The organism is Humibacillus xanthopallidus (genome assembly GCF_006717145.1).
GTDB classification, from domain to species: Bacteria; Actinomycetota; Actinomycetes; order Actinomycetales; family Dermatophilaceae; genus Humibacillus; species Humibacillus xanthopallidus.
Genome location: NZ_VFQF01000002.1, coordinates 411126 through 423993 on the forward strand (window position 1 = coordinate 411126; position 12868 = coordinate 423993).

Below are 12868 nucleotides of genomic sequence, written 5' to 3' on the forward strand. Positions count from 1 at the left end.
CGATGGGCTTCTGGCGCAACCAGCTCTCAGGGCCGACCGATCCCGCGGCCGATGCCGCGTGGGACCGGCGCGAGCCGCGCAAGGGCTTCTTCACCGACACCTCCATCTGCATCGGCTGCAAGGCCTGCGAGGTGGCGTGCAAGGAGTGGAACCACGTGCCCGAGGACGGGCTCGACCTGCTCAACCAGTCCTACGACAACACCGGTGCGCTCGGGGCGAGCACGTGGCGCCACGTGGCCTTCGTCGAGCAGTCGAGCGAGCGCATCGAGCAGGCCCGCGAGTCGGGTCGCCGGCTCGTCCAGCTCGGTATGCCGTCCGTGCGCACTGCGCCCGAGCCCCCTCTCATGGGTGGTGGCGTCACGACCACCGACCCGGCGGTGCCCGACCTGCGCTGGCTCATGGCATCCGACGTGTGCAAGCACTGCACGCACGCGGCCTGTCTCGACGTGTGCCCGACCGGGTCGCTCTTCCGCACCGAGTTCGGCACCGTCGTCGTGCAGGACGACGTCTGCAACGGCTGCGGCTACTGCGTCGCGGCCTGCCCGTTCGGCGTCATCGAGCGCCGGAGCGGTCACGAGGGTCACGAGAAGGGCGCCCGGTCGCACGGCATCAGCATCAAGGGGTCCGGGGGGTCGGGCGACACGAGCAGGGGTTCGCACCAGAACCCCCCGTCCCACGCCGAGACCAACGGCGAGGTGAAGAACGTCGGCATCGCCCAGAAGTGCACGCTCTGCTACGACCGGCTCGGAGCCGGCCAGACTCCCGCCTGTGCGCAGGCCTGTCCGACGACCTCGATCAAGTTCGGCGACCTCGACGAGATGCGCGCCACGGCCCGCGCCCGGGTCGCCGAGCTGCACGAGCTCGGCTACCCCGAGGCTCGGCTCTACGGCGTCGACGAGCACGACGGTGTCGGCGGCACCGGCTCCACGTTCCTGCTGCTCGACGAGCCCGAGGTCTACGGGCTGCCGCCGGACCCGCGGGTCACGACCGCCGACCTGCCCGACATGTTCCGCAAGGCCGGCTACGCGGGGCTGACGATGCTCGGTCTGGCCGCGGCAGCGTTCGTCGGGAGGCGTCGATGACGGTCAACCCCTTCGACGCAGACCGCCCCCCGGAGCGCGCGCGCCGCGGCAACGGCGAGCGAAAGCGCAACGGCCAGAACGGCGCCCGCCGCCGCGACGAGTCGCTCATGGTGCCCGATGTGTCGTTCGACAGCTACTACGGCCGCCACATCGTCAAGCCCGCGCCGTGGGAGAAGGAGATCGCGGCATACCTCTTCCTCGGCGGTGTGGCCGGCGGGTCGGCACTGCTCGCGGCAGGGGGTCGCGCCCTCGGCTACCCGGCGCTGCAGCGCGTCGGGCGAGTGGGGGCCATGGGGGCTGCGGCGCTCGGTGGTGCCGCGCTCGCCAAGGACCTCGGCAAGCCGAGCCGGGCCCTCAACATGATGCGCACCGTCAAGCTCACCTCGCCGATGTCGGTCGGCTCGTGGATCCTCACTGCCTTCAGCGGGTTCTCGGGCCTGGCCCTCGCCTCCGAGGTGACGCAGGCCATCGCCGCCCGGAGCCAGGGTGGGGTCGGGGGTGGCTCCGCCGTCGCTCGCGTGGCCCGTGTGCTCGAGCTCGTGGACGGGCCCGCGACGGTGGGTTCGGCACTCTTCGCACCGCCCCTCGCGGCATACACCGCAGTGCTGCTCGCCGACACGGCCACCCCGACCTGGCACGAGTCCTACCGTGAGCTGCCCTTCGTCTTCGTCAGCTCCGCCAACCTCGCGGCCGCCGGGCTCGCTCTGGTCGCGGTGCCGACGGCGCAGAACGGGCCGGCGCGGCGGCTCGCCGCCGTCAGTGCGGTGGCCGAGACCCTCGCGTTCGAGCGGATGCAGGACAAGCTCGGCCCGACGCTGTCGGAGCCGCTGCGCACGGGCAAGGCCGGGCGGCTGGTTCGGGCGAGCAAGGCCCTGACGATCGCGGGCGCCGTCGGCTCCGTCGCGCTGGGGCGCAGTCGGGTGGCGGCCGCGGTGAGCGGCCTTGCCCTCATGGCAGGTTCGGCCTGTCTGCGATTCGGCGTCTTCGAAGCGGGCCTGGCATCGGCGATCGACCCGAAGTACACCGTCGAACCCCAGCGGGAGCGGCTGGAACGCCGCCGCGCCGCGGGTGTCGTCGACGACTCCATCACGACGGCGCGATAGCGCGCCGTCGCAGGTCACCGCACGTTGATGGCGGCCCCGGTGCGCGCGGTGAACACGCCGATGACGGTGCCCCCGGGCATCTCGCCGGCGACGAGCAGTCCACCGCTCGTCTGGGCATCGGCGAGCAGGATGAGGTCCTCGTCGGACACGGCCGCCTCGAGGTGGGGTCGCACCCAGTCGAGGTTGCGCCTGCTGCCGCCGGGCACGAAGCCCTCCCGCAGCGACTCCCGAGCCCCCTCGAGGTAGGGCACGGCGCGGGCGTCGATGACGGCCGACACCCCCGACGCCCGAGCCATCTTGTAGAGGTGCCCGAGCAGCCCGAAGCCGGTGACGTCCGTCGCGGCCCTCACGCCCGCCGCGAGGGCCGCGGAGCTCGCCGTGTCGTTGAGGGCGACCATCGACTCCACGGCGTGAGAGAAGACCTCGCCGGTCGCTTTGTGACGGTTGTTGAGGACGCCGACCCCGAGCGGCTTGGTCAGGCTTATCGGGAGGCCGGCTTGTGCAGCATCGTTGCGCAGCAAGCGATTCGGGTCGGCCAGCCCGGTGACGGCCATGCCGTACTTCGGCTCCGGGTCGTCGATGCTGTGGCCGCCGGCGACCGGGCACCCGGCGAGGCGAGCGACGTCGAGGCCGCCCCGCAGCACCTCCTGCGCGAGCTCCGGCGGGAGCACGTCGCGGGGCCAGCCGAGCAGGTTGACGGCGAGGATCGGGCGCCCGCCCATCGCATAGATGTCGGAGAGGGCGTTGGCTGCCGCGATGCGGCCCCAGTCGTAGGCGTCGTCGACGACGGGCGTGAAGAAGTCGGCAGTCGCGAGCACCGCGATGTCGCCGTGCGGCCCGCCCTCGATGCGGACCGCGGCCGCGTCGTCGCCGTCGTCGAGACCGACGAGCAGGTCGGCCGACCCGATCCCCACGAGGCCGCGCACCATGTCCTCCAGCTCCCCTGGGGGGATCTTGCAGGCACAGCCCCCGCCGTGGGCGTACTGGGTGAGCCGGGTCGTCGCGGGTGAGGTCGTCACCCGTCGACTGTATGCGGACCGCTCGCTCCCAGAGCGCCGCCCGGTCGGTCGAGACCGCAGTCCCGACCCGTGCGCGCCCGGGCCGCCGGACTGGGTACGGTGGCGCGTGGAGGTGTCTGGGCACCTGGTGGTCCCCCCGGTCTTCAAAACCGGTGAGGCCGAGCATCTCGGCCTGGCGGGTTCGATTCCCGTCCACCTCCGCCAGCACGGCCCGCTCGCAGCGGGTGGTGGCGGTCGAAGGCGTGGAGAGGACAACGGTCGTGTCGCAGGCGGATCCACGGCGCAGCGTCCCGCGCACCGACGTGCTGCTGGCCCACCCCGCCCTCGTGGCCGCGGCAGATCGACACGGCGCGGGAGCGGTCAGGTCCGCGGTGCGGTCGGCCCAGGCGAGAGTTCGCGCCGGCGAGATCGCGCCCGGCGAGGTCGTCGCGGCAGCTCAGGCGGCACTGCCGGCACGCAGCACGACCCTGCGTCCGCTCCTCAACGCCACGGGCGTCGTCGTGCACACGAACATCGGCCGGGCCCCCCTCTCCGACGCCGCGATCGAGGCCATCGGGGCGGCGGCGGGCTACGTCGACGTCGAGTTCGACACCGCGACCGGAGCGCGCGCCCGACGCGGGCGCGGCACCCTCGACGCGCTGCGCGCCGCCGTCCCCGGCGCCGGTGACGCCCTCGTGGTCAACAACGGAGCGGCCGCGCTCGTCCTCGCGACGACGGCCCTGGCCGCCGGCCGCGAGGTCGTCGTCAGCCGCGGCGAGATGGTCGAGATCGGCGATGGATTCCGGCTGCCCGACCTCATCGCCTCGACGGGCGCCCGGCTGCGCGAGGTCGGCACGACGAACCGGACCCGCCTCGCCGACTACGCCGCCGTCGTCGGCCCGGACACCGGCTGCGTCCTCAAGGTCCACCCGAGCAACTTCCGCGTCGAGGGCTTCACGAGCGCGGCCTCCGTGCAGGAGCTCGCGACGCTCGGGGTGCCGCTCGTCGTCGACATCGGCAGCGGGCTGCTGGGCCCGGACCCGCTGATCCCCGACGAGCCGGATGCCACGACGGTGCTCCACGACGGCGCGACCGTGGTGACGGCGAGCGGTGACAAGCTGCTCGGCGGCCCCCAGGCCGGCCTCGTCCTCGGTGAGGCCGCCACGGTCGAGCGGCTGCGCCGGCACCCCCTCGCCCGGGCGCTGCGCGTCGACAAGCTGACGCTCGCCGCCCTCGAGGCGACGTTGCGTGGCCCCGTGAGCCCGGTGACGGCATACCTCCACGCCGACGGCGAGGGCCTGCGGGCGCGCACCGAGCGACTCGCGGCGGTGGCGTCAGGAGACGTCGTGGCCGTCGAGGGGCGCGTCGGTGGGGGCGGAGCGCCGGGGGTGCCGTTGCCCGGCTGGGCCGTGGCGCTGCCCGAGGCGTGCGCCGAGCGGCTGCGGCGCGGCGAGCCCGGCGTCGTGGCGCGGGTGGAGCGTGGCCGGTGCCTCGTCGACCTCCGCTGCGTGCCGCCTGACCGCGACGGCGACGTCGAGGCGGCCGTGCTCTCAGCGCTCGACGAGCTCGACGAGCTCGCTCGCGGCAAGTCCACCCGCGAGGGCTGACCCGTGCACGTCGTCGCGACCGCCGGGCACGTCGACCACGGCAAGTCGACGCTCGTGCGCGCCCTGACCGGCATCGAGCCCGACCGGTGGGCCGAGGAGCACCGCCGCGGCATGACGATCGACCTCGGCTACGCGTGGACGACCCTCGCCACGGGCGTCGAGGTCGCGTTCGTCGACGTGCCCGGCCACGAGCGCTTCATCGGCAACATGCTTGCGGGGCTCGGCCCCGCCCCGGCTGTCGTCCTCGTCGTCGCTGCCGACGAGGGGTGGCGGCGGCAGTCGGCGGAGCACCTCGCCGCGGTCGACGCGCTCGGCATCTCGCACGGTCTGCTCGTCGTCACGCGCAGCGACCTCGCCGACCCGGGGCCCGCCCTGGCGCAGGCGGGGGAGCAGCTCGCGAGGACGAGCCTGTCGGGGAGCCCGGCGCTCGCCGTCTCCGCGCGCATGGGCCAGGGCATGGACGACCTGCGGGCTGCACTCGGCGACCTCGTTGCCACCCTCCCCGCCCCGGACACCGGCGGGCGCACCCGTCTGTGGGTCGACCGCTCCTTCTCGATCCGCGGCAGCGGGACCGTCGTCACGGGCACCCTGGGCCAGGGGACGATCCGGGTCGGCGACGACGTCGTCGTCCACCGCCACTCGGGAGCGAGGCTCCGGGCGACGGTGCGTGGCCTCCAGAGCCTCGAGCAGCCCCGCGACGCCGTCTCCGCCGTGGCCCGGGTTGCCGTCAACCTCCGCGGGGTGGGGGTGGACGACGTCGCCCGTGGCGATGCCCTGCTCACTCCCGGCGCCTGGCACCTGACGAGGACGGTCGACGTGCGGCTCACGACCGACTCGACCGACCCGACCAGCTCGACCCACCCGTCCGCCGAGACGTCACACGGGGACGCGCAGGCGCGTCAGCGGCTGCCGGCCCACCTCATGGTCCACGCCGGCACGGTCGCCGTGGAGGCGCGGGTGCGCCCGCTCGGCCCCGGAGCGCTGCGCCTGGGCCTTCCCGAGCCGCTGCCCCTGGCTGCGGGCGACCGGATCGTCCTGCGCGACCCCGGGTCGCGTCGCGTCGTCGGTGCGCTCGTCGTCGACGCCGACCCACCCCGGCTCGACCGCCGTGGTGCCGCAGCCCGTCGGGCCGATGAGGTCGTGAGCCTCGCCGGGGCGCCCGACCTCGCGCGCGAGGTGGCACGGCGGGGGTGGATGCGTCACGACGACGCGGCCTCGCTCGGGATCGCCGTGCCCTCCGGCCCTCGTCCCGCCGGCACCGTCACGCGCCGCGGGGCCTGGCTCGTCGACGACGACGCCTGGGTGGTGGCTGCCGAGCGGCTGCGCACGGCCGCGGAGCGGCGCGCCGAGTCCACGCCCATCGACCCCGTCCTCCCGCTCGAGGCCGCCCGCGCGGCTGCCGGGGTGCCCGACCGGGCGCTCGTGACCGCGCTCGCCGAAGGTGCCGGGCTCGAGGTCCGTGACGGGCGGGTCGGCCTGCCGGGTCGTTCGGCGGCCCTCGGTGACCGCGCCGAGAACGCGCTCCGGGCGATCGAGGCCGAGTTGCGCCAGCACCCCTTCGCGGCGCCCGAGCAGCACGACCTCGACGCGGCCGGGCTCGGGGCCCGCGAGCTCGCCGCCGCCGAGGGCACCGGCCGCATCCTCCGGCTGCCGGGTGACGTCGTGCTCCTCCCGTCGGCGCCGGCGCTCGCGATGCGCGAGCTCGCCCGGCTGCCCCAGCCCTTCACGACGAGTGACGCCCGCCAGGCGCTGGGCTCGACCCGTCGCGTCGTGATCCCGCTCCTCGAGCACCTCGACGGCCGGGGCTGGACCCGCCGCCTCGACGGCTCGCACCGCGAGGTCGTCCGCGCCCGGCCTGCCTCGTCCTGAGCCCGCTCCACCCTGAGCTCGTCCTGCTGAGCCCGCCGGACGGCATACGCCCGCGGTATGCCGTCCGGCGCGGTGCCGATCGACCCGCGCGGCGCCCGCCGGGCGACGGCGCCCCCAGCGGGTGTCGGTGGGGGATGGCAGGCTGACCTCGATGGCGAAGGACAAGCGGGCCGACGTGCTCGACCGATTCTCCCCGGCGACGGCCGCGTGGTTCCGGGGCAGCTTCAGCGCGCCCACCGCGGCGCAGGCGGGTGCATGGGACGCGATCAGCTCGGGCCACCACTGCGTCGTCGTCGCGCCGACCGGGTCGGGCAAGACGCTGTCGGCCTTCCTCTGGGCCATCGACCGTATGGCGAGCGAGCCGGTGCCCGACGAGAAGCTCGCGCGCTGCCGGGTGCTCTACGTCTCGCCGATGAAGGCGCTCGCCGTCGACGTCGAGCGCAACCTGCGCGCACCGCTCGTCGGCATCGGTCACGCCGCGACGCGGCTCGAGCTCCCGCAGCCCGACATCGGGGTGAGCGTGAGGTCGGGCGACACCCCCGCGGGCGAGCGCCGCGCCTTCGCCCGCACGCCGACCGACATCCTCATCACGACCCCCGAGTCGCTCTTCCTCATGCTCACCTCATCGGTTCGCGAGGCGCTCAAGGGGGTCGAGACGGTCATCATCGACGAGGTCCACGCCGTCGCGGGCACCAAGCGTGGGGCTCACCTCGCGCTGACCCTCGAGCGGCTCGACGCCATCCTGCCGAAGCCTGCCCAGCGCGTCGGCCTGTCGGCGACGGTGCGTCCGGTCGAGGAGGTCGCCCGCTACCTCGCCGGCGGCCGGCCGGTCGAGATCGTCCAGCCGGTGTCGACCAAGGAGTGGCAGCTCGAGGTCGTCGTGCCGGTGCCCGACATGGGCGAGCTGTCGGGGGCTGCCGCCGAGATCTCGCCGGGGGTCCCCGACCTCTCGGGGCCGGCGGCGGGCAACGCCCCGCAGGCGAGCATCTGGCCGCACGTCGAGGAGCGCATCGTCGACCTCATCGCCGACCACCGCTCGACCCTCGTCTTCGCCAACTCGAGGCGCCTCGCCGAGCGTCTGACGTCTAGGCTCAACGAGATCTGGGAGGAGCGGCTGGCCGAGGACGAAGGGCTGCCGCTGGCCAGCGTCGGCGCCACCCGGGCCCCGGCTCAGGTCATGGCCCAGGCGGGCACGAGCCGCGGCGCCCCGCCGATCCTCGCCCGGGCCCACCACGGGTCGGTGAGCAAGGAGCACCGCGCCGCCATCGAGGAGGACCTCAAGGCCGGGCGCCTGCCCGCGGTCGTCGCGACGAGCAGCCTCGAGCTCGGCATCGACATGGGGGCCGTCGACCTCGTCATCCAGGTCGAGAGCCCGCCGAGCGTCGCGAGCGGCCTGCAGCGGGTGGGTCGCGCGGGGCACCAGGTGGGCGCGGTCAGCGAGGGCGTGCTCTTCCCGAAGTTCCGCGGCGACCTCGTCCAGACCGCCGTCGTCGTCGAGCGCATGCGGGCCGGGGCGATCGAGTCGCTGCGCATCCCGGCCAACCCCGTCGACGTGCTCGCCCAGCACGTCGTCGCGATGTGCGCGATGGACGAGTGGAGCGTCGCCGACGTCGAGTCCCTCGTGCACCGCACCGCGAGCTTCGCCTCGCTCCCGCGCTCGGTGCTCGAGGCGACCCTCGACATGCTCGCCGGGCGCTACCCCTCCGACGAGTTCGCCGAGCTGCGCCCCCGCATCGTCTGGGACCGCGTCACCGACACGCTCACCGGCCGCCGCGGAGCCCAGCGCCTCGCTGTCACGAGCGGCGGCACGATCCCCGACCGCGGGCTGTATGCCGTCTTCCTCGCCTCCGGTGAGGGGCCCGGTCGCCGGGTCGGCGAGCTCGACGAGGAGATGGTCTACGAGTCGCGCGTCGGTGACGTCTTCACCCTCGGCACGTCGACGTGGCGCATCGAGGACATCACCCACGACCGCGTCCTCGTCACACCCGCGCCCGGCCAGGCCGGCAAGCTGCCGTTCTGGAAGGGCGACCAGCAGGGCCGGCCTGCCGAGCTCGGCCGCGCGCTCGGTGCCTTCGTCCGCGAGATCGTCGGGCTGACGCCGGAGCGGGCCCGCGCGCGGGTCACCGCTGCCGGCCTCGACGAGTGGGCGGCCGACAACCTCATCGCCTACCTCACCGAGCAGAAGGAGGCGACGCGCCACGTCCCCGACGACCGCACGATCGTCGTCGAGCGCTTCCGCGACGAGATCGGCGACTGGCGGGTCGCGGTGCTCTCGCCCTTCGGTGGGCAGGTCCACGCGCCGTGGGCGCTGTGCGTCGCGGCGCGCATGCGCGAGCGCTTCGGGGTCGACGTGCAGGCGATGCACGGCGACGACGGCATCGTCTTCCGCCTGCCCGACCTCGAGTTCGACGACCCGGCGGGCGGGGGTCAGATCGGCCAGCAGCTCATCGAGCTCGTGACCCTCGAGCCCGAGGAGGTCAGCGAGCTCGTCACGCAGGAGATCGGCGGATCCGCCCTGTTCGCAGCGCGATTCCGCGAGTGCGCCGCGCGTGCCCTGCTGCTGCCGCGGCGCCGCCCCGACCGCCGCCAGCCGTTGTGGCAGCAGCGGCAGCGGGCGGCGCAGCTGCTCGAGGTGGCGAGCCAGTACCCCACCTTCCCCATCGTCCTCGAGGCCGTGCGCGAGTGCGTCCAGGACGTCTTCGACGTGCCGGGTCTCGTTGACCTGATGACCGACATCCGCTCGCGTGGCGTCAAGGTCGTCGACGTCGAGTCGAGCCAACCGAGCCCCTTCGCGAAGTCGCTCGTCTTCGGCTACGTCGCCCAGTACCTCTACGAGGGCGACTCGCCGCTCGCCGAGCGGCGGGCGGCCGCGCTCGCCCTCGACCCGTCGCTGCTGTCCGAGCTGCTCGGTCAGGGTGAGGCGCTCGCGCTGCGCGACCTGCTCGACCCCGAGGCGGTGGCCCGCACCGAGGCGGAGCTCCAGCGGCTGACGCCCGAGCGTGGTGCCCGCGACGGCGAGGACGTCGCCGACCTGCTCCGCGTGCTCGGGCCGCTCTCGATGGGCGACATCGTCGCCCGCGCTGCCGAGGGCTTCGACCCGGCTGCGATCCAGGCGGCCGTCTCCGAGCTCGAGCAGGCCCGCCGCGTCATCGCGGTCCGCGTCGCCGGTGACGACCGCTGGGCCGCCATCGAGGACGCCGCACGACTGCGCGACGCGCTCGGCACCTCCCTGCCCGTCGGCGTGCCGCAGGCGTTCCTCGAGCCGGTGCCCGACCCGCTCGCCGACCTCGTCGCCCGGTTCGCCCGCACCCACGGGCCCTTCGCTGTGCAGACCGTCGCGGTCTGGTGGGGCCTCGGTCCGGCGGTGGTCCACGACGCGCTGCGCCGGCTCGTCGGCTCGGGCCGCGTCGTCGAGGGCGAGCTGCTGCCGACCGAGAACGGCGGCGGTCATGGCCCGGAGTTCTGCGACGCCGAGGTGCTGCGGCTGCTGCGCCGACGGTCGCTCGCCGCCCTGCGCCACGAGGTCGAGCCCGTCGGCCAGCTCGACCTCGCCCGCTTCCTGCCGCAGTGGCAGGGAGTCGGCGGTGGCCTGCGCGGGCGCGAGGGGCTGCTGCGAGCCGTCGAGCAGCTCACCGGGGCGGTCGTGCCGGCCAGCGCGCTCGAGACGCTCGTCCTCCCGGCCCGGGTCGCCGACTACCGCCCTGCTCTGCTCGACGAGGTGATGAGTGCCGGTGAGGTCGTCTGGCGAGGCCACGGCTCCCTGCCGGGCGACGACGGCTGGGTCAGCCTGCACCTCGCCGACGCCGCCCATCTCACGCTGACACCACCCGACGACACCGAGCTCACCGATGCCGAGCGGGCCGTCCTCGACGCTCTCGAGGGTGGCGGCGCCTACTTCTTCCGCGCGCTCGCCAGCCGTGTCGGCCTCGGTGACACGGAGACCAACGACGCGCTGTGGTCGCTGCTGTGGTCCGGCCGCGTCACCAACGACACAGTCGCCCCCCTTCGCGCGCTGCTCGCCGGCGGGCGCACGGCCCACAAGCGCGCCCCCTCGGGCCCCCGGTCGACGCGGTATGCCGGCCGGCGCGGCTCGCTCGGCCGCTTCGGCTCCCTGCGCGGTGCCGTCGCAGGCGCGAGCCCGGCGCAGGTCGAGGCTGCCGAGGACGCCGCGACGACCAAGGCTCTCGCGGTGGGTCGGGCAGCCGGGTCGGGGCCGTCCACCGGGGTCGGCCGCTGGACCGCGCTGCCTCCCGCCGAGTCCGACCCGACGGTGCGCGCGGTCACCAACGCCGAGCTGCTCCTCGACCGCTACGGGGTGCTGACCCGTGGCTCGGTCGTCACCGAGGATGTCCCCGGAGGCTTCGCGGCGGTCTACCGCGTGCTCGCCGCGGCAGAGGAGGCCGGAAAGGTGCGCCGCGGCTACTTCGTCGAGGGCCTCGGTGCGTCGCAGTTCGCCTCGACGGGTGCCGTCGACCGGCTGCGGTCGATGTCACGGCTGCCCGGCGCGACCGCGTCCCAGCAGTCCGAGCAGTCCGGCGGCAGGGTCGACCCGAGCCTGGGCGACGACTGGGCGACGCCGGCACCCGGCCAGCGCGGCGGCATACCAGCTCGGCACGGCAGGAGCGCCGACGCGCGGCGGGAGCGCACCGGGCCGCCGGCCCTCGTGCTCGCCGCGAGCGACCCGGCCAACCCCTACGGCGCGAGCATCTCCTGGCCCGAGCGCGGGCTCACCGAGCCCGGAGAGAGCACCGACGAACGCAGCGACGCGCCCGGCGCGGAGGCCGGTGGCCGGCGCGCGACGGCCGAGCGCGGTCCGGGCGGCACGGCGGGTGAGGGCGGTCGCCCCCGCCGCAAGGGCCACCAGCCGAGCCGCAAGGCTGGGGCGCTCGTCGTGCTCGTCGACGGCGACCTCGTGCTCTACGTCGAGCGTGGCGGCAAGACGATGCTCTGCTGGTCCGACGACACGGAGCGGCTGCAGGCGGCAGCCGACGCACTGGCGCTCGCCGTCCGTGAGGGCGCACTCGGCCGCCTCACGGTCGAGAAGGCCGACGGCGCCTCCGTGCTGGGCTCCGGTCACCCGCTCGTCGAGGCGCTCTCCCACGCGGGCTTCCACATGACACCGCGTGGGCTGCGGCTCCGTCGCTGAGCGACGACCGGCCGGGTCGCGCCGGGTCTCAGCGGTCGATCATCCGCTGGAGCGCCTCGGGGTAGCGCTCGCCCTGCACCTGGACACTGGCCGACGCCCGCTCGAGCTCGGCCAGGTCGTCGGCGGTGAGCTGAAGGTCTGCGGCGGCGAGGTTCTCGTCGAGGCGTTCGAGCCGCCGGGTCCCGGGGATCGGGGTGATCCACGGCTTCTGCGCGAGCAGCCAGGCGAGCGCGACCTGCCCGACGGTGGCCTGCTTGCGCTCGGCGACAGTCGTGATGAGGTCGACGAGGGCGAGGTTGGCCTGGAGGGCCTCCTTCTCGAAGCGGGGGAGGGTCGCTCGGATGTCGCCGTCGCCGAACGTGGTGGCCGCGGTGACCTGTCCGGTGAGGAAGCCGCGCCCGAGCGGGCTGAACGGCACGAAGCCGATGCCGAGCTCCTCGAGGGTAGGCAGGATCGCCTCCTCGGGCTCGCGCCAGAAGAGCGAGTACTCGCTCTGCAGCGCGGTGACCGGCTGCACGGCGTGGGCGCGGCGGATGGTCGCGGCGCCGGCCTCGGACATGCCGAAGTGGTGGACCTTGCCGGCCGCGATGAGCTCCTTGACGGCGCCGGCGACCTCCTCGATCGGGACGTCCGGGTCGACGCGGTGCTGGTAAAGCAGGTCGATCCGGTCGGTGCGCAACCGGCCTAGTGACCCCTCGACCGCGGCCCGGATGTGCTCGGGCCGGCTGGAGACGCCGGTCTGCGTGCCGGACTCGTCGAAGGCGAACCCGAACTTCGTGGCGATGACGACGTCGTCGCGGACCGGCTCCAGCGCCTCGCCGACGAGGTCCTCGTTGTGGAACGGGCCGTAGACCTCAGCGGTGTCGAAGAGGGTCACCCCTCGCTCGACCGCGGCGCGCAGGAAGGTGACCATCTCCTCCCGCGGGGGTCGGGCACCGAAGGACTGGCTCATGCCCATGCAGCCGAGGCCGAGGGCCGAGACCTCAAGTCCGGCCGGCGTGCCGGATCGGGAGCCGTGGCTGCCGAGAGTGCGTGTCTGCATCGTCGTTCTCCTTGGTGGTGA

Annotated in this window: 7 protein-coding genes and 1 tRNA gene; 6 read left to right on the forward strand and 2 right to left on the reverse strand. The window is 74.5% G+C overall.

Going from position 1 to position 12868, the window contains the following annotated elements:
- Positions 1-2 precede the first annotated feature (2 nt).
- Positions 3-1082, forward strand: coding sequence for a 4Fe-4S dicluster domain-containing protein (locus FHX52_RS12815; protein WP_141822594.1), 1080 nt, complete (start codon positions 3-5; stop codon positions 1080-1082).
- The gene (gene nrfD / locus FHX52_RS12820) at positions 1079-2185 is read left to right on the forward strand and encodes an NrfD/PsrC family molybdoenzyme membrane anchor subunit (protein WP_141822596.1); all 1107 of its coding nucleotides are present in this window, start codon (positions 1079-1081) and stop codon (positions 2183-2185) included. Before FHX52_RS12815 ends, nrfD begins: the two co-directional genes overlap by 4 nt.
- 14 nt (positions 2186-2199) lie before the next feature.
- On the opposite strand, the gene selD is transcribed toward nrfD, so the two are convergent.
- Positions 2200-3204, reverse strand: coding sequence for a selenide, water dikinase SelD (gene selD, locus FHX52_RS12825; RefSeq protein ID WP_141822598.1), 1005 nt, complete (start codon positions 3202-3204; stop codon positions 2200-2202).
- A 108-nt stretch (positions 3205-3312) separates the two neighbouring features.
- Between selD and FHX52_RS12830 the strand changes: the two genes are divergently transcribed.
- The 4 genes from FHX52_RS12830 (at position 3313) to FHX52_RS12845 (ending at position 11805) form a co-directional block, all read left to right on the forward strand.
- Positions 3313-3408, forward strand: a tRNA-Sec gene (locus FHX52_RS12830).
- Between the two features lie 56 nt (positions 3409-3464).
- The gene (selA, locus tag FHX52_RS12835) at positions 3465-4790 is read left to right on the forward strand and encodes an L-seryl-tRNA(Sec) selenium transferase (RefSeq protein WP_141823677.1); all 1326 of its coding nucleotides are present in this window, start codon (positions 3465-3467) and stop codon (positions 4788-4790) included.
- 3 nt (positions 4791-4793) lie between these two features.
- A complete protein-coding gene (locus FHX52_RS12840; protein WP_141822600.1) occupies positions 4794-6659 on the forward strand; it encodes a selenocysteine-specific translation elongation factor in 1866 nt (621 codons plus the stop codon).
- 151 nt (positions 6660-6810) lie between these two features.
- Complete coding sequence (locus tag FHX52_RS12845; RefSeq protein ID WP_141822602.1) at positions 6811-11805, forward strand: ATP-dependent helicase; 4995 nt, start codon at positions 6811-6813, stop codon at positions 11803-11805.
- 28 nt (positions 11806-11833) lie between these two features.
- Here the strand turns inward: FHX52_RS12845 and FHX52_RS12850 are convergent, their stop codons facing one another.
- The gene (locus tag FHX52_RS12850; RefSeq protein ID WP_141822604.1) at positions 11834-12847 is read right to left on the reverse strand and encodes an aldo/keto reductase; all 1014 of its coding nucleotides are present in this window, start codon (positions 12845-12847) and stop codon (positions 11834-11836) included.
- Positions 12848-12868: the final 21 nt, after the last annotated feature.

Coding starts and splice junctions, on each gene's coding strand:
- FHX52_RS12815 (WP_141822594.1), top strand. CDS start 3: ATGGGCTTCTGGCGCAACCAGCTCTCAGGGCCGACCGATCCCGCGGCC.
- nrfD (WP_141822596.1), top strand. CDS start 1,079: ATGACGGTCAACCCCTTCGACGCAGACCGCCCCCCGGAGCGCGCGCGC.
- FHX52_RS12845 (WP_141822602.1), top strand. CDS start 6,811: ATGGCGAAGGACAAGCGGGCCGACGTGCTCGACCGATTCTCCCCGGCG.
- FHX52_RS12850 (WP_141822604.1), bottom strand. CDS start 12,847: ATGCAGACACGCACTCTCGGCAGCCACGGCTCCCGATCCGGCACGCCG.